This window comes from Streptomyces sp. GQ60 (genome assembly GCF_059758875.1).
Genome location: NZ_JCAXEG010000001.1, coordinates 572,996 through 589,456, shown reverse-complemented (window position 1 = coordinate 589,456; position 16,461 = coordinate 572,996). Strand labels below are relative to the sequence as shown.

18 protein-coding genes are annotated in these 16,461 nt (G+C 72.1%); 12 read left to right on the top strand and 6 right to left on the bottom strand.

What is annotated here, in order from left to right; translation table 11 throughout:
- The first annotated feature begins 13 nt into the window (after positions 1-13).
- The gene (locus AC6CKD_RS02795) at positions 14-493 is read left to right on the top strand and encodes a DUF6542 domain-containing protein (protein WP_498324888.1); all 480 of its coding nucleotides are present in this window, start codon (positions 14-16) and stop codon (positions 491-493) included.
- 54 nt (positions 494-547) lie between these two features.
- On the opposite strand, the gene ppgK is transcribed toward AC6CKD_RS02795, so the two are convergent.
- Together ppgK and AC6CKD_RS02785 are read right to left on the bottom strand one after the other, a co-directional pair.
- Complete coding sequence (gene ppgK, locus AC6CKD_RS02790) at positions 548-1,294, bottom strand: polyphosphate--glucose phosphotransferase (protein ID WP_498324887.1); 747 nt, start codon at positions 1,292-1,294, stop codon at positions 548-550.
- A gap of 50 nt (positions 1,295-1,344) precedes the next feature.
- Positions 1,345-2,397, bottom strand: a complete 1,053-nt coding sequence (locus tag AC6CKD_RS02785; protein ID WP_498324886.1) for a 4-hydroxy-3-methylbut-2-enyl diphosphate reductase — start codon at positions 2,395-2,397, stop codon at positions 1,345-1,347.
- Between the two features lie 87 nt (positions 2,398-2,484).
- On the opposite strand from AC6CKD_RS02785, the gene AC6CKD_RS02780 reads away from it, so the two are divergent.
- The 4 genes from AC6CKD_RS02780 to AC6CKD_RS02765 all read left to right on the top strand — a co-directional run bounded on the left by AC6CKD_RS02780 (position 2,485) and on the right by AC6CKD_RS02765 (position 6,157).
- Positions 2,485-3,924 (top strand): APC family permease, encoded by a 1,440-nt coding sequence (locus AC6CKD_RS02780; RefSeq protein WP_498324884.1) that lies wholly within the window; start codon positions 2,485-2,487, stop codon positions 3,922-3,924.
- A 9-nt stretch (positions 3,925-3,933) separates the two neighbouring features.
- Positions 3,934-5,151, top strand: a complete 1,218-nt coding sequence (xseA, locus tag AC6CKD_RS02775) for an exodeoxyribonuclease VII large subunit (RefSeq protein ID WP_498324883.1) — start codon at positions 3,934-3,936, stop codon at positions 5,149-5,151.
- 78 nt (positions 5,152-5,229) lie between these two features.
- A complete protein-coding gene (locus tag AC6CKD_RS02770) occupies positions 5,230-5,457 on the top strand; it encodes an exodeoxyribonuclease VII small subunit (RefSeq protein WP_498324881.1) in 228 nt (75 codons plus the stop codon).
- Positions 5,458-5,566: 109 nt separating this feature from the next.
- Positions 5,567-6,157: a malonic semialdehyde reductase gene (locus tag AC6CKD_RS02765; protein ID WP_498324880.1), complete on the top strand. Its 591-nt coding sequence runs from the start codon at positions 5,567-5,569 to the stop codon at positions 6,155-6,157.
- An 81-nt stretch (positions 6,158-6,238) separates the two neighbouring features.
- Here AC6CKD_RS02765 and AC6CKD_RS02760 read toward each other — a convergent pair whose 3' ends face one another.
- Positions 6,239-6,757: a DUF4245 domain-containing protein gene (locus AC6CKD_RS02760; RefSeq protein WP_498325415.1), complete on the bottom strand. Its 519-nt coding sequence runs from the start codon at positions 6,755-6,757 to the stop codon at positions 6,239-6,241.
- A 211-nt stretch (positions 6,758-6,968) separates the two neighbouring features.
- On the opposite strand from AC6CKD_RS02760, the gene glpX reads away from it, so the two are divergent.
- Positions 6,969-8,000 carry a class II fructose-bisphosphatase gene (glpX, locus tag AC6CKD_RS02755; protein ID WP_243335787.1) on the top strand — a complete coding sequence of 344 codons (1,032 nt, stop codon included), beginning with the start codon at positions 6,969-6,971 and terminating at the stop codon, positions 7,998-8,000.
- A gap of 114 nt (positions 8,001-8,114) precedes the next feature.
- On the opposite strand, the gene AC6CKD_RS02750 is transcribed toward glpX, so the two are convergent.
- The 3 genes from AC6CKD_RS02750 to AC6CKD_RS02740 form a co-directional block, all read right to left on the bottom strand.
- A complete protein-coding gene (locus tag AC6CKD_RS02750) occupies positions 8,115-8,489 on the bottom strand; it encodes a WhiB family transcriptional regulator (RefSeq protein ID WP_498324879.1) in 375 nt (124 codons plus the stop codon).
- A gap of 171 nt (positions 8,490-8,660) precedes the next feature.
- The gene (locus AC6CKD_RS02745; RefSeq protein WP_498324878.1) at positions 8,661-9,263 is read right to left on the bottom strand and encodes a TIGR03086 family metal-binding protein; all 603 of its coding nucleotides are present in this window, start codon (positions 9,261-9,263) and stop codon (positions 8,661-8,663) included.
- A 124-nt stretch (positions 9,264-9,387) separates the two neighbouring features.
- Positions 9,388-10,065 (bottom strand): DUF1707 SHOCT-like domain-containing protein, encoded by a 678-nt coding sequence (locus tag AC6CKD_RS02740; protein WP_498324876.1) that lies wholly within the window; start codon positions 10,063-10,065, stop codon positions 9,388-9,390.
- Between the two features lie 150 nt (positions 10,066-10,215).
- Here AC6CKD_RS02740 and AC6CKD_RS02735 point away from each other — a divergent pair, with 150 nt between their 5' ends.
- The 6 genes from AC6CKD_RS02735 to AC6CKD_RS02710 all read left to right on the top strand — a co-directional run bounded on the left by AC6CKD_RS02735 (position 10,216) and on the right by AC6CKD_RS02710 (position 16,381).
- On the top strand, positions 10,216-11,904 hold the full coding sequence (locus AC6CKD_RS02735) for a fumarate hydratase (protein WP_498324875.1): 1,689 nt from the start codon (positions 10,216-10,218) through the stop codon (positions 11,902-11,904).
- Positions 11,905-12,023: 119 nt separating this feature from the next.
- Positions 12,024-13,463 carry a hypothetical protein gene (locus AC6CKD_RS02730; RefSeq protein WP_498324874.1) on the top strand — a complete coding sequence of 480 codons (1,440 nt, stop codon included), beginning with the start codon at positions 12,024-12,026 and terminating at the stop codon, positions 13,461-13,463.
- A gap of 12 nt (positions 13,464-13,475) precedes the next feature.
- Positions 13,476-14,087, top strand: a complete 612-nt coding sequence (locus AC6CKD_RS02725) for a hypothetical protein (protein WP_498324872.1) — start codon at positions 13,476-13,478, stop codon at positions 14,085-14,087.
- An 81-nt stretch (positions 14,088-14,168) separates the two neighbouring features.
- Positions 14,169-15,011 carry a histidine kinase gene (locus AC6CKD_RS02720; protein WP_498324871.1) on the top strand — a complete coding sequence of 281 codons (843 nt, stop codon included), beginning with the start codon at positions 14,169-14,171 and terminating at the stop codon, positions 15,009-15,011.
- A gap of 65 nt (positions 15,012-15,076) precedes the next feature.
- Positions 15,077-15,511, top strand: a complete 435-nt coding sequence (locus AC6CKD_RS02715; RefSeq protein ID WP_498324869.1) for a hypothetical protein — start codon at positions 15,077-15,079, stop codon at positions 15,509-15,511.
- Positions 15,512-15,610: 99 nt separating this feature from the next.
- Positions 15,611-16,381, top strand: coding sequence for a glycerophosphodiester phosphodiesterase (locus AC6CKD_RS02710; protein ID WP_498324868.1), 771 nt, complete (start codon positions 15,611-15,613; stop codon positions 16,379-16,381).
- Positions 16,382-16,461: the final 80 nt, after the last annotated feature.

Sequence of the window (16,461 nt, the reverse complement as noted above, 5' to 3'; positions counted from 1 at the left end):
CTAGTTTTGAGGGGTGGAGCGATACAAGGCGCGTACGGTACGTCACCCGGCGGAGCGGTCTGCCGAGCGGTCCCCCCAGCGAGCGCCCGTACCGGTGCGCCGGCTGCCGCGGCCCCGGCTGACCGGGCTCGGCGGCGGGCTCTTCGCCTGCGCCGCGATGTTCCTGATCGGCGGCCTCGACTGGCTGCTGTTCGACGCCTCGCTGTTCCTCTACGGGCTGTTCTTCCTGCCCGTCGCTGCCGCCACCGCCCTGTGGGTGCGGCCCGCCGACCTGATCACCGCGCCGATCACCGCCCCGATCGCCTTCGCCGCCGGGGTGTGGCCCGTGTCGGGCGGCTCCGGCGGCTTCGCCGGCGAGGTGATGGGGCTGGTGTCCGCGCTGTCCCTGCACGCCGGCTGGCTCTACGCCGGCACGCTCGTGGCCGCACTGATCACGGTGGTGCGCAAGGCCGTGCTCATCGGCCGCCGACGGATGCCCCGCCGCGTCGCCTGATCCCGGCGGGACCGGCGGCGGCGGGGCGGGCGTCGGCGGGGCCGGGGCCGGCGGCTACTTCGACGCCGCGTGCGCCGCCATCGCCGCGCCCACGATGCCCGCGTTGTTCTGCAGCTCCGCCGGCACGATCCGGGCCCGTACGCCCTCGATCAGCGGCAGGAACTTCTCCGGCTTGCGGCTCACGCCCCCGCCGATGATGAAGAGGTCCGGGGAGAACAGCATCTCCACGTGCGCCAGGTACTTCCCCACCCGGTGCGCCCAGCGCTCCCAGGTCAGGTCCCCGTCGTCCTTCGCCTTCACCGAGGCCCGCGTCTCCGCGTCGTGGCCCTTCAGCTCCAGGTGGCCCAGCTCCGTGTTGGGCACCAGCCGCCCGCCCGTGAAGAGCGCGCTGCCGATCCCGGTGCCCAGCGTGAGCAGGATGACGGTGCCGTCCACCCCGCGCCCCGCCCCGTAGGCCATCTCCGCGACCCCGGCAGCGTCCGCGTCGTTCAGGACCGTCACCGGGCGGCCCTGGAGGCGCGAGGAGAGCAGCGCCGCCGTGTCCACACCGACCCAGGCCTTGTCCATGTTGGCCGCCGACCGGGTCACCCCGCCCGTCACCACCCCGGGGAAGGTCACCCCCACCGGGCCGTCCCAGTCGAAGTGGCGCACCACCTCGACGACGCGGCCGGCCACCCCGTCGGGGGTGGCCGGCTGCGGTGTCAGCACCTTGTGGCGCTCCTGCGCCAGGTCGCCACGGTTCAGGTCCACGGGAGCGCCCTTGATCCCGGAACCGCCGATGTCCACGCCGAAGATCTCCATGGACCCCACCGTACGAAAAGACCCGCCCGAGCGCCCTGCCGGGGAGATGCCTACTTCTGTACGCCCGAACCCGCGCCCGAAGCCGCACCCGAACCCGCGCCCGGCGCCGCCACGAGCTCCGCCGCCTCCGCGCGCAGGTCGCGGCGCAGTTCCTTGGGCAGGGAGAAGACGATCGACTCCTCGGCCGTCTTGACGATCTCCACGTCCGCGTACCCGCGCGCGGCCAGCCACTCCAGCACCTCGTCGACCAGCACCTCCGGCACCGAGGCGCCCGAGGTCAGACCGACGGTGGTGACGTCCTCCAGCCAGGCCTCGTCGATCTCGCTCGCGAAGTCCACGAGGTACGAGGCCTTGGCGCCCGCGTCGAGGGCGACCTCGACGAGGCGGATCGAGTTCGAGGAGTTCTTGGAGCCGACGACGATGACCAGGTCGCAGTCCTTGCCCATCACCTTGACCGCCTCCTGGCGGTTCGAGGTGGCGTAGCAGATGTCGTCGCTCGGCGGCGAGACGAGCAGCGGGAACTTGGTCTTCAGGGCGTCGACCGTCTCCATCGTCTCGTCGACGGAGAGGGTGGTCTGCGACAGCCAGACGACCTTCGACTCGTCGCGGACGGTGACCTTCTCCACGTCGTGCGGGCCGTCCACGATGGTGATGTGGTCCGGCGCCTCGCCGGAGGTTCCGATGACCTCCTCGTGGCCCTCGTGGCCGATGAGGAGGATGTCGAAGTCCTCGTTCGCGTAGCGGATCGCTTCCTTGTGGACCTTGGTGACCAGCGGACAGGTGGCGTCGATCGTCGCGAGCTTGCCGCGCGCCGCCTCCTCGTGCACCACGGGGGCCACGCCGTGCGCGGAGAACATCACGATGGAGCCCTCGGGGACCTCCTCCGTCCGCTCGACGAAGATCGCTCCCTTGTTCTCCAGGGTCTTCACGACGTACTTGTTGTGCACGATCTCGTGCCGCACGTAGACGGGCGCGCCGTACTGTTCGAGAGCCTTCTCGACGGCGATCACGGCTCGGTCCACGCCCGCGCAGTAGCCGCGCGGGGCGGCGAGGAGAACGCGGCGGGATGCGGGAGCGGGGGCGTCAGCAGTCATGGGCTCCATCGTACGGGGGTGTCCAGCAGGGCGGGGGTACCCCGTTCGGCACAAACTGGGTCGAACATCCGCACCGGCCCCACCCCCGGAGGAAAGATGGCGTCCGCGACGGATCCCAGTACGCCGCCCGGTCCGTCCAGCCCGCCGGGCGGCCCGCCCGCCGCCCCCGGCACCTCGCTGCGCCGCAGTCTGGGCTTCCGGGACCTGGTGGTCTACGGGCTGCTCTTCATCGCCCCCATGGCCCCGGTCGGCGTCTTCGGCACCCTCGACGCCAAGTCGCACGGCGCCGTCGCCCTCGTCTACCTCGTCGCGACGGTGGCGATGGCCTTCACGGCCTTCTCCTACGCGCAGATGGTGCGCGTGGCCCCGCAGGCCGGCTCCGTCTTCACGTACGCCCGCAAGGGCCTCGGCGAGGGTCCCGGGCTGATCGCCGGCTGGATGGCGATGCTCGACTACCTGCTGATCCCGGCGGTCGCGTACCTCTTCTCCGGCATCGCCATGAACGCCCTGGTCCCGGAGGTGTCCCGGTGGGTGTGGACGGCCCTGGCGGTGGTCGTGACCACCCTGCTCAACCTGTGGGGCGTACGGGCCGCCGCGCGCGTGGGCTTCGCCGTGCTGGCCATGGAGATCGCGGTCCTGCTGGTGTTCCTGGTCTCGGCGGTGACCGTACTGGCCCGGGGCGCGGAGCACCGGGCCTGGCTCTCCCCCTTCACCGGCGACGGCTCGCTCGGCGGGTTCTCCACGGCCGCCGTGCTCGGCGCGGTCTCGGTCGCGGTCCTGTCCTACCTGGGCTTCGACGCCATCGCCTCCTTCGCCGAGGAAGTGACGGGGGGCAGCGCGAAGGTGGCGCGGGCCGTGCTGTTCTGCCTGGCGCTGGCCGGGGTGCTGTTCATCGCCCAGACCTATCTGGCGGCGCTCCTGAGCCCGCTCTCGGCGGCGGAGCTGGCCGCCGATCCGGGGAAGCAGGGCTCGGCCTTCTACACGACGGTCGAGGCCTCCGTAGGGATGTGGCTGCACGACCTGGTCGCCATCAGCAAGGCCGTCGGGGCGGCCTTCGCGGCGCTGGCCGGGCAGGCCGCGGCCGGCCGGCTGCTCTTCGCGATGGCCCGCGAGCGGCGGCTGCCCCGCGCGCTCGCCCACACCTCCCACGGGACTCCGCGCCCGGCCCTGCTGGTGGCGGCGACGGTCACGCTGATCGCGGCCGTGTGGGCGGCCCGGCGCGACGACGGCCTGGACCACCTGGTCTCGGTGGTCGACGTCGGGGCGCTGGTGGCGTTCACGCTGCTGCACGCCTCGGTGGTCGGCTGGTTCGTGGTCAAGCGGCGGGAGGGGGCTCCGAACTGGTTCAAGCACCTGGTGATCCCGGCGCTCGGCGCCGCCGTGACCCTCGCGGTGATCGTCGAGGCCTCGTGGACGGCGCAACTGGTGGGGGCGGTGTGGCTGCTGGTGGGCCTGGGCGTCCTGGTGGCCCAGCGCGGGCGACGCGCGCGGGACGAAGGCTCCCGGCCCGACGCCGGTGTCGGCGCGGGCGGTTAGCCTGCGTGCATGGGTCTGAATACGTCGGCTGACGCGCCGCTGCCGGTCGGTCAGGTGTCCCGGCTCATCGGGGGCTGGATCGACAAGCTCGGTCAGGTGTGGGTGGAAGGGCAGATCACGCAGCTCTCGCGGCGGCCGGGGGCGGGGGTGGTCTTCCTGACGCTGCGCGATCCGTCGCACGACATCTCCTTGAGCGTGACCTGCTTCCGGCAGGTCTTCGACGAGGTCGCGGACTCCGTGACGGAGGGCGCGCGCGTCGTCGTGCTCGCCAAGCCGGAGTGGTACGCCCCGCGCGGTCAGCTGTCCCTGCGGGCCACCGAGATACGGCCCGTCGGCATCGGGGAGCTCCTCGCCCGGCTGGAGCGGCTCAAGCGCTCCCTCGCGTCCGAGGGGCTCTTCGCGCTGGACCGCAAGAAGCCGCTGCCGTTCCTGCCGCAGCTGATCGGGCTGGTGGTGGGGCGGGCCTCGGCGGCCGAGCGCGACGTCCTGGAGAACGCCCGGCGCAGGTGGCCGGCGGTCCGCTTCGAGGTGCGCAACGTCGCCGTCCAGGGGGTGAACGCGGTGCCCCAAGTGATCCAGGCGGTCAAGGAGCTGGACTCCATGCCCGAGGTGGACGTGATCATCGTGGCCCGCGGCGGCGGCAGCGTGGAGGACCTGCTGCCCTTCTCCGACGAGGAGGTCGTACGGACCGTCGCGGGGGCCCGTACCCCCGTGGTCTCGGCGATCGGGCACGAGCCGGACTCCCCGCTGCTGGACCTGGTCGCGGACCTGCGGGCGTCCACGCCCACGGACGCGGCGAAGAAGGTGGTCCCGGACGTCGGCGAGGAGCTGGAGCGGGTGCTCCAGCTCCAGGGCCGGGGGCTGCGCGCCGTGCGCGGGCTGCTGGACCGGGAGGAGCGGGGGCTCGCCCACGCGCTCGCGCGGCCGGTCTTCGTCCACCCCCAGCGGATGGTGGAGACCCGGGAGGCGGAGGTGGACGCGCTGCTGGCGCGCGGCCGCCGGACCCTGGGGCACCTGCTGGACCGGGCCGATTCGGAGCTGGCGCACACGCTCGCCCGCGTGGTGGCGCTGTCCCCGGCGGCCACGCTGGAGCGCGGGTACGCGGTGCTCCAGCGGGCCGACGGGCACGTGGTGCGCTCGCCCGGGGACGTGGCGGCGGGCGACATGCTGCGGGCGCGGGTGGCGGAGGGGGAGTTCGCGGTGCGGGTCACCGGGGATCCCTCGTAGCGGGTCGTTCACGGGCGGCTCACTTCGCGCTGCCGCAGCAAATTTCGATGTACTACACGAATTGAGGTGGGAGCGGGAATGGCCGAGTCCGATGCGGCGCTGGGGTACGAGCAGGCCCGGGACGAGCTGATCGAGGTCGTCCGCAAGCTGGAGGCCGGCGGCACCTCACTGGAGGATTCCCTCGCGCTCTGGGAGCGCGGCGAGGAGCTCGCGAAGGTGTGCCGCCGCTGGCTGGAGGGGGCGCGTGCCCGGCTGGACTCGGCGCTGGCGGCGCGCGAGGCGGCGGAGGGGGACGGCGGGGAGTGAGGGGGAGTGATCCCGCTCACCGGGAGGCGGATTTAGTTGAATTTTCATCTATATCCGTCGTAATCTCTCGGTATCGCTTCAGCAGTCCCGTACAGAAGTAAGGCTTCCGATGTCTCTCGTTCTCGACGCCGCCGCTCAGGACCTCCTCTTCCGCGAGGCCCGCACCGCCAACACGTTCTCCGACGAGCCGGTGACCGAGGAGCAGGTCCAGGCGATCTACGACCTGGTGAAGTTCGGTCCGACCGCCTTCAACCAGACGCCGCTGCGCATCACCCTGGTCCGCTCCCCCGAGGCCCGCGAGCGCCTCGTCAAGCACATGGCCGAGGGCAACCGGGCCAAGACCGCCGCCGCCCCGCTGGTCGCGATCCTGTCCGCGGACAACGAGTTCCACGAGGAGCTCCCGCAGCTCCTCCCGCACTTCCCGCAGGCCAAGGACGCCTTCTTCGCCGAGCGCCCGGTCCGCGAGCAGTCCGCGCTGGTCAACTCCGCGCTGCAGGCCGCGTACTTCATCATCGGCGTCCGCGCCGCCGGCCTGGCCGCCGGCCCGATGACCGGTCTGGACTTCGCAGGCCTCCAGAAGGAGTTCCTGGACGGCGACCACACCCCGCTGATGGTCGTCAACATCGGCAAGCCCGGCGAGGACGCCTGGTTCGCGCGCTCCCCGCGCCTGGAGTTCGACCAGGTCATCACGACCGTCTGAGCCCCGCCCCGCAGGCAGTGAACGAAGAGGCCGCGCTCCCCGGAATCCGGGGAGCGCGGCCTCTTCGCGTCCTGCCGCGCCCTAAGCGCCCTGCTTGAACTCCAGCGCCGCGGCCATCGCCCCGAGCTGCTCGAAGGAGGCCGTCCCGGTCACCACCGTGACGTAGCCCTGCTCCTGCCGCACGAGGGCGTCGTACTTCTCGCCGTCCCAGCGCTCCCAGACCTGGTCGCCGACCTGCTGGGTCTCCCCGGTGGCCTTCGCCTGCTTGGTGACCTTCTCGACGTACTTCTCCGTGGTGTCCGCGGACTGCTCCACCGCCACGTACTGCTGCTCCGGGTTCAGGAAGCCCAGGTGCCAGGCGCTGGCCTCCTTGCGCACGTACGCCACCGAGGTCGCCCGCCACTCCGGCGACAGCCCGGCGGGGACCGCCACGGGGTACGGGGCCGCGCGCCGGGCCGTGAGCGTTTCGACGCGGTAGTCGACCACCCGCGTCGGATCGGCCTTCTCGTCATGTGGGATGACCAAATAGATCCCCCCGACCACGAGCCCGATCACCGCCAGCGACCGGACCATGTCCACGACCGTCTGCTTGCCTTTCATACCTGCCACGACACCATCGTCCCGCATGCCCCCGGGCGATCACCGCCGGGGTCCGAAAGGCGCGCCACGGGCGGCGCAAGATGTCCGCTCAGGACAATCAGCTGACCGATATGGCGCTCATACGTGACCCGGTCTGCTCAATATGTCGACGTACCGATAGAGTCCAGGGACCCTCACTCCCGGCCGTCGCCGTACAGAAAGGTGCGCTCCGATGACCGAGCACAACCTGCCGCCCCAGCTCGAAGTCTCTCCGGAGGCACCCGACCGCAACCTCGCCCTGGAACTCGTACGGGTCACCGAGGCCGCCGCCATGGCCGCGGGCCGCTGGGTCGGACGCGGTGACAAGCTCGGCGCCGACGGCGCCGCCGTCAACGCGATGCGCACCCTGATCTCCACCGTCTCGATGAACGGCGTCGTCGTCATCGGCGAGGGCGAGAAGGACGAAGCCCCGATGCTCTTCAACGGCGAGCGGGTCGGCGACGGCACCGGTGCCGAGGTCGACATCGCCGTGGACCCCATCGACGGCACCACCCTGAACGCCAAGGGCATGCCGAACGCCATCGCCGTCCTGGCCGCCGCCGACCGCGGCACCATGTTCGACCCGTCCGCGGTGTTCTACATGGAGAAGCTGGTCACCGGTCCCGAGGCCGCCGACTTCGTCGACATCAACGCCCCGGTCTCCGTCAACATCCGCCGCGTCGCCAAGGCCAAGAACATGGCCGTGGAGGACGTCACCGTGATCATCCTCGACCGCCCCCGCCACGAGGGCATCGTCAAGGAGATCCGCGAGACCGGCGCGCGCATCAAGTTCATCTCCGACGGCGACGTCGCCGGCTCGGTCCTGGCCGTCACGGAGGACAGCGGCATCGACCTGCTGCTCGGCATCGGCGGCACCCCCGAGGGCATCATCTCGGCCTGCGCCATCAAGTGCATGGGCGGCACCATCCAGGGCAAGCTGTGGCCCAAGGACGAGGCCGAGCGCCAGAAGGCGATCGACGCCGGCCACGACCTGGACCGCGTCCTGTTCACGGACGACCTGGTCTCCGGCGACAACGTGTTCTTCGTCGCCACCGGCATCACCGACGGCGAGCTGCTGCGCGGCGTCCACTACCGCTCGGAGACCGCGACGACCTCCTCGCTGGTCATGCGCTCGAAGTCGGGCACGATCCGGCAGATCGACTCGACCCACCGCCTCTCGAAGCTCCGCGCCTACAGCGCGATCGACTTCGACCGCGCCAAGTAGGCCACGGGCGGCACGGCACCACGGAAGGGGCGCTCCCGCGTGCGGCGGGGGCGCCCCTTCCGTATGTCCCGTGACGACAGCGCGCGCTACGAGGCTCCGTGCCGCGGGGCGCGCCTACGAGGCTTCGCGCAGCTCCCCCGCCCGCCGCCGCCGGCGGGCCAGCACCACCCGGCGCTCGGCGGCCGTGAGCCCGCCCCAGACCCCGTAGGGCTCGGGCTGTATCAGCGCGTGCTCCCGGCAGGCGACCATGACGGGGCAGCGGGCGCAGACCCGCTTGGCGGCGTCCTCACGGGACAGCCGGGCGGCGGTCGGCTCCTTGGAGGGGGCGAAGAACAGCCCGGCCTCGTCGCGTCGGCACACCGCGTCCGCGTGCCATGGGCCGTCCTCTTCCCTGACCGGCACCCGCGGCTTCGGCACGACCGCCGCCGGGCGCCCCTGAAGACTCTGGACGGCGGCTACCTGCAGGGACTGGCGCGGCGGATGCGGCACGGTCTACTCCTGACGACGTATACGCGAGCGAGAGGCGACGCACCTGTCCCTACCCGCTGTGCGCGCCCCTATGCACCGTGTGCCGCCGATCCGGCCGGTTCGACCGAAAGGTGCTCCCGCCCCGCCCGGCTCCGCACGACCCCGCCCGGCCCCGCCCCCGACACCCGGAGGTCACGCGACGGACGGCGTCCAGTCGGGGCGGCGGCCCAGGAAGGCGAGCAGCGCACCGGCCGGATCGGCGTCCGGCTCGGGCGCGGGGGTGAGCGCCGGGGCGTACGCGAACCCGCGCAGCGGCTCGGCGAGCGCCCGGGCCGCCGGGGTCAGCGCCGTCGCGAGGGCGGGGGTCAGCGGCGAGGCCTGGCCGGTGGCGACCGCGAGGTCCCAGGCGTGGACGGCCGCGTCGAGGGCGGCAGCGGCGACCGCGGTCTCGGCGGGGAGCGTGAAGGGAGGCAGCGGCACCGCCACCTCGGCGGTGCCCGGCTCGACCCCGGCGAAGGCCTCGGCGGCGGCGTCGAGGGCGGGCTCCAGCAACGCGGCGGGGCTGCCTCCCGTCAGGACGCCGGTGGGCGCGAAGGGGTCCTCGGCCGGCCCCGGTCCCCCGGTGAGGCGGCTCGCGTAGGCGAGCTGGTCGCCGGCGGCGTGCTGGAGCACTTGGCCGACATTCCACTGGTCGCACGGCGTCGGCGCGCTCAGGGCGGCGGCCGGCACGGCGCCGACGACGGAGCGCAGCGCCTCGTGCGCCTGGTCGAGAAGGTCCCACCGGGATGCGGTCATGGGCCGACCCTACGAGCACCTACCGGCCGAAGGGGCCGATTTCAGCGCGGGTGGCGGGTCGCGCCGACCGGACCGCGACAGGCCCTGCGGGCCCGGTTGGCCCTGCGGGCCCTGCGGCGGGCCCCTAACCGTCCCGGCGCTTGCGGAGCCTGTTCGCGAGGTCCACCAGCCGGGCGCCGGCCTTGGGGCGGGCCTCGATGCTGCCCAGCAGCGCGAAGCCGCGGACGATCACGACCGGGGCGTGCGGGTCGGTCTCGCCGCGTCCCTCGCCGTGCACCTCGACATTGCCGAGGACCCCGCTGCCGTAGCCGCGCAGGGTGACGTTCTCCGGGACCAGGATCTCGACGTTGCCGAGGATGCTGGTCACGTTGATCTCGGTGACCTGCTGCTCGAAGACCGCCTGGGTCAGGTCGATGCTGATGTCCCCCATGACGGAGATCGCGCGGGTGTGCGCGCCCGGCCGCCAGCGGCCCTTGCGGGAGGAGCTGCTGCACACCGCCACGACCGTCTCGACCGGAGCGCCCGCCGGGGCTCCCACGGCGTACGCGGCCCCCGGCCGGGTGCCCGTGCCGGGCGCGGGCAGGTCCCGTACGAGCACGTCCAGCTCGCCGACCGTCTTCAGCGCGTACAGCGAGTCGAGCCGCTCGGAGTGCTCTTCGGCGTTCAGCCGGCCCTCGGCGACGGCGTCGGCGAGGATCTGCGCGATCCGGTCCCGGTCCGCGTCGGAGGCGCGCAGCCCGGGGGCGGGCGCGGGTGCCGGGGCGGGTGCCGGGGCGGATGGGGGCTGCTTTTCCAGGTCCACGCGACCCAGCATAGCGAGACACGATAGATCGCGATACTGGCCAGTGAGCCTTACCTCACAACAAAAGCCGCCGGAAGAGGTCCTACGCTGGTTACCGCGCTGCCAAACGGTCGTCAGCGCCGTCTGCCGAGTGAGGGAATGACTGCCGTCATGCCAGAGTTTGCGTACACCGACCTGCTGCCCCTGGGCGAGGACTCCACCCCGTACCGCCTGGTGACCTCCGAAGGCGTCTCGACCTTCGAGGCCGACGGCCGTACGTTCCTCAAGGTCGAGCCGGAGGCGCTGCGCAAGCTCGCCGAAGAGGCCATCCACGACATCCAGCACTTCCTGCGCCCCGCGCACCTCGCGCAGCTGCGCCGGATCATCGACGACCCCGAGGCCTCGGCGAACGACAAGTTCGTCGCCCTCGACCTGCTCAAGAACGCGAACATCGCGGCGGCCGGCGTGCTGCCGATGTGCCAGGACACGGGCACGGCGATCGTGATGGGCAAGCGCGGCCAGAACGTCCTCACCGAGGGCGGCGACGAGGCGGCCCTCTCCCACGGCATCTACGACGCGTACACCCGCCTGAACCTGCGCTACTCGCAGATGGCCCCGGTCACCATGTGGGAGGAGAAGAACACCGGCTCGAACCTGCCCGCGCAGATCGAGCTGTACGCGACCGACGGCGGCGCGTACAAGTTCCTCTTCATGGCCAAGGGCGGCGGCTCCGCCAACAAGTCCTTCCTCTACCAGGAGACCAAGGCGGTCCTCAACGAGGCCTCCATGATGAAGTTCCTGGAAGAGAAGATCCGCTCGCTGGGCACGGCGGCCTGCCCGCCGTACCACCTGGCGATCGTGGTCGGCGGCACCTCGGCCGAGCACGCCCTCAAGACCGCGAAGTACGCCTCGGCCCACTACCTGGACGAGCTCCCCACCGAGGGATCCCCCCTGGGCCACGGCTTCCGCGACGAGGCCCTGGAGCAGCAGGTCTTCGAGCTCACCCAGAAGATCGGCATCGGCGCGCAGTTCGGCGGCAAGTACTTCTGCCACGACGTCCGCGTCGTCCGCCTACCCCGCCACGGCGCGTCCCTCCCGATCGCGATCGCCGTCTCCTGCTCCGCGGACCGCCAGGCCACCGCGAAGATCACCGCCGAGGGCGTCTTCCTGGAGCAGCTGGAGCGCGACCCGGCACGCTTCCTCCCGGAGACCACCGACACCGAGCTCAACGGCGGCTCCGCCGCGGGCCTCGCCGACGCCGCGGACGTGGTCTCCATCGACCTGAACCAGCCGATGGAGTCGATCCTCGCGACCCTCTCCAAGCACCCGGTCAAGACCCGCCTGTCCCTGACCGGCCCGCTGGTCGTGGCGCGCGACATCGCGCACGCCAAGATCAAGGAACTGCTGGACTCGGGCGCGGAGATGCCGCAGTACCTGAAGGACCACCCGGTCTACTACGCGGGCCCCGCGAAGACCCCCGAGGGTTACGCGTCCGGCTCCTTCGGCCCGACCACGGCCGGCCGCATGGACTCCTACGTCGAGCAGTTCCAGGCGGCGGGCGGCTCCAAGGTCATGCTGGCCAAGGGCAACCGCTCCCAGCAGGTCACGGACGCGTGCGGCACGCACGGCGGCTTCTACCTCGGCTCCATCGGCGGACCCGCGGCGCGCCTGGCCCAGGACTGCATCAAGAAGGTCGAGGTCTTGGAGTACGAGGAGCTCGGCATGGAGGCCGTCTGGAAGATCGAGGTCGAGGACTTCCCGGCCTTCATCGTGGTCGACGACAAGGGCAACGACTTCTTCCAGAACCCGGCCCCGGAACCGACCTTCACCCACATCCCGGTCCGCGGCCCGGGCCTGTAGCACCGGACCGTACGGTCCGCGGCGGGCGCCGCGGACCGTACGGGGCCCCGGATCACGCTCATTCGAACAGTTAGGCTGGCCCCCGTTCCTTGTTCGACGCTCGGCGGGGGGAAAGCGGCATGCTCACGTATCAGGACGTGATGACGACCGACTACGAGCGGCTGCTGACCGCGGCCGACAAGTGGCAGTCGATGGCGGAGGAGTTCCGCAAGGTCGAGGGCCGCTACCGGGACAGCGTCCAGAAGATCCACATGAGCGGCGGCTGGACCGGCGTGAGTTCGGCCGCGTCCTTCACCAACTTCTCCGCGACCCGGTACGAGTTCCAGGCCGCCCAGACCCAGGCGAAGGCGACCGCCACCCTGCTGCGCAACGGTCACCAGCAGCTCACCGAGCTCAAGAAGACGCTGGAGGGCGCGCGCGACGGCGCGGTCAAGGCCGGCATGAGCGTCTCCGGGACGGGAGTCGTGGCCTTCGACTACGACAAGCTCGACCCGGCCGAGAAGAACGCCGTGCGCCACGACCCCGACTACATGGCGAGCGTCAGGACGGCCGAGCAGTCCTGGCGCGACTACCTCAAGGAATGCGTCAAGGCGGTCGACGAAGCAGACCAGGACCTGCGCAAGGACCTGGAAGCCGTCGTCAAGGACGGCAAGGGCGGCAAGGGCGACGGGACGGCGGGCACCGGCTTCAACGGACAGGCCGACACGGTCGCGAAGGCCGACGACGCGCAGAAGCAGGAACGCCTCGACCTCGACTGGCTCAAGAAGCGCGACGACGAAACCCTCGACGGCTACATGGAGCGGCTCCAGAAGGAGGGCCTGACCCGCCTGACGGGCAACCCGAAGCTGGCGGAGCTGGTCTCCAACGTCAGCAAGGGCACCGTGACGGCCGGCGCGTTCGCCACGGCGCTCACCGCGGTCGGCATGAACTCCTGGAAGCTGCACGGCTACTTCAAGGACGTGAAGGCGGGCAATTTCCCGAAGGCCTTCACCGCACCGGGCACCCTGATCCCGCGCGAGGCCAACGCACGGCTGGCCGGCGCGGCGCCGGGCAGCCTGCTGAGCCGGCTGCCTCCCGGCGTGGCGGGCGTGCTCACCGGCTCCGACGAGGCGGCCATGTGGGGCGGGAAGATGAAGAACGGGCGCTTCTTCCTCCCGACCGCGGCCGAGGCCAACCTCGCGACGGTCGCCAAGCAGGGCGGCGTGGGCAACGCCATGAAGGCGGCCGGTGCGCTGCGCGGACTGGGTGTGGTGGGCGGTGTCGCGGCCACCGCCTACGGCGTGGCGAACCTGGCCACGTACGACGCCGACATGGTCAAGAAGGATCCCGCGAAGTTCGCGTCCGACCTCACCGGCACGGCGTTCAGCGCTTCGATGACCCTGCTGACCGTGGCCCCCACCCCGTTGACCGCCGGCCTGGCCGTGGGGACCGGCATCGCCTACGGCGCCGCGCTCATCTGGGACAACCACGAGGCCATAGGCAACGGCCTGGAGAAGGCCGGGGAGAGCATCGCCAGTGGCGCCAAGAAGCTCGGCAGCGCGCTGAACCCGTTCGACTAGGAGGGCAGGGACATGCACGTCCAGACCACCCCGTTCACGCTGGGCACGTGGCGCAGCCACGGGACCGGCGAACTCGGGCGCGAGGGCTGGCGGGGAGAGTCCCCCGAGTGGGGGGAGATCACCGTGGCCTCGCTGCCCGGGGGGAACAGCGAGTTCGGCGCCACGGAGGTCACCGGCCCCCGGCTCCCCCGCACCGTCTTCCGCTCGCGCGGCATCCGGCCGCTCGGAACCGAGCGGCCCGGCCTGAACGAGGCGACCCTGCGCCTCGGGGGCGCGACGGTGCCGCTGGAGCGGAACCGGTGGGCGGCCACGCACCGGGGTCGCGCCCTGCGCATGCGGTACCTCGGGGACCAGTACCGGCTCTGGGCGGTCAACCGCCGTCAGTACGTCCTCATGCGCGAGGCGGACAACGAGGACCGCGGTGTCACCTTCAGGGTGAAGGAGGTCGGCATCGGCAAGTGGAAGCGGTGCGAGGTGAGCGTGACGGGCCGCGCCCTGGAGGCCGACGTCGCCCTCGCCGTCCTCTTCACCGGAGTCGACCGCTCCGTGCTCACCCGGCGGGGCGCCGTGCGCGCCGCCGTCAGGAAGACCTTCCTCATCGCGGCGGACGCCGCCCAGACCTGACCACCGCCCGGACCTGACCACCGCCCGCCGTGACCACGGCCCCGACCGACCGACGACGCGACCCATGGAGCCAGTGAGCGCATGCCTTCCTACGACCTTTCCCGCGCCCGTTTCCGCCTGAGCGACGAGCACCTCGTCGTCCTCGTCAGCATGGCGACCGGGGAACCCGTACCGGAGGAGTTCCTGGCCCGTCAGGAGGAGTTGCGGGCGTGCGGGCTGATCGACGGGAACGGGTTGCTGGCCCACGCGCTGCTCCCGCTGCTCGACACGTTGATCACCCCGTCCGTGGTCATCTCGCTGGAGACGGCCGGCCGCCAGGGGCAGCTGCACCACGGGCTGCTCATCGGTCAGGACCACGCGGTCTCCCACCAGGCCTGGCCGGGCGCGGACGAGGCGGAGTACGCCTCCGTCGAGCCCAGGACGCTGGTGTGGGCGCTGGCGAGCATGGTCAACCTGCACCAGTCGGACTCCGCGGCCGGATCCGGGACCGTCCGGGACGCGGTGGTCGAGACCCGGCTCGGGACGGTCGAGGCGGGGATCGCCGCCCTGGAGGAGCTCGCCGGCGCCGGCACCGGCGGCTCCGAAGAGGAGTACGTGCGCAAGGCGCTGGCCCGGGCCGGGGCCATCGGCGAGGAACAGACGGCCCTGCTCGCCGACCTGATCACCGCACTGAGGGCGAGCTGGCGGATGACCGCCGCGTGGCGGGGCCGCGACGAGGGCCGGGACGGTGTGGAGGGACGCGGGTTCGCGGTGTGGGACTGCGGCCCGCTGGGCTACTGGCACCGGGAGCTGCCGGCCGAGCCGGTGGCCGCCGGACAGGTGACCCCGGACGTCGGCGTGCGGCTGGTCCGGGTGACGCCGAAGCGGGTCTGGGACCTGATCGCCGACCTGCTGCCGGCCGAGGGCGAACTGCGGACTCCCTGAACGGGGCGCACGGTGAACGGCCGGGCATCCGGTCGCCAAGAGGAAGCTGAAGGGGAGGACGGAGCATGTCGGTGGACTTCGACCACGAGTGGGGACGGGCGCGTGCCGGCGCCGGCGAGGAGCCGGTGGCGACACGGCTGAACGGCCTCGAAGGCCCCCCGGGGCCCGGGGGGCAGGGCGACTTCGGCTCCACCCCGGCCGAGAAGAGGGCGGCGGCGAACACGATCGAGACCGAGCTCGAACCGGACACCAAGAAGGCCGCGGAGCACGCGGACGAGGCGACGACCACCGCGGCCGCGGGCTTCGACGGCTGGGAGACCGCCGCGGGCCTGAAGAAGGTCGCGGAGACCTGGGACGCCCAGGCCAAGAACCTCATGGGCCGTCTCGCCTCCGAGAAGAACGCCCTGCGCGGCGCCTCGGGCCTCTTCGTGCGCAACGACACCGGCCTGGGCGACCAGTTCCGCCCGATCGGCTCCCAGTCGAAGCTGAACGGCCTCTAGGGGAGGTCCCGGGCCCGCGGTGCGATGTCACGAACTGTTCGGCCCCGGGTGCAGCATGCCGTCCCGGGCCGGTCACCGGGCCCGGTTAACGTCTGACCCATGAATCGGCAGTCCTCCCTTCCCCCGGCCCGCGCCACGCGGGTCATCGCCCATCGCGGGGCCTCCCACGAGCATCCCGAGCACACCATGGCCGCCTACCGGCAGGCCATCGCCGACGGGGCCGACGCACTCGAATGCGATGTGCGGCTCACCGCCGACCACCGGCTGGTCTGTGTGCACGACCGGCGGGTCGAGCGGACCTCCGACGGACGCGGGGTCGTCTCCGAGATGACGTACGAGCAGCTGCGCGCCCTCGACTTCGGGGCGTGGAAGGGCCCCGGCCACGCCGGGGCCGGGGTGCTGCTGTTCGAGGACCTGGTGCGGGAGGCGCTGGCCGCGCCCGAGCCCGTCGGGCTGGCCGTCGAGACCAAGCACCCCGCGCGGGCGGGCGGGCGGCTGGAGGCCGAGCTCGTGCGGGTGCTGAGGGAGTACGGGCTCGCCGACGGCTCCGCCGGCCGCGTCGAGGTGATGAGCTTCTCCCGGACCGCGCTGACCCGGATGCACCGTCTCGCGCCGGGACTGCCCGCCGTGTACCTGATCGAGCGCCGGGTCCGGCCGGTCCGTCCCCCGTACGCCACCCACGCGGGCCCGGGCATCGAGCTCGTACGGCGGGATCCGGGGCTGGTGGGCCGGCTGAAGGCGAAGGGGCTCCAGGTGCGCGTGTGGACCGTGGACGAGCCCGAGGACGTGGAGCTCTGCGTCCGGCTGGGCGTGGACACGCTCATCACCAACCGGCCCCGGGACGTACGCAAGCTGCTGCTCGACCTGTGAGCACCCGGCCGGGGTGCGCCGGCCGGGTGTGGGGGGTCGTCTGGGGGTGGGGGTCCTCCGGGTGTGGGGGTCGGGGTCGT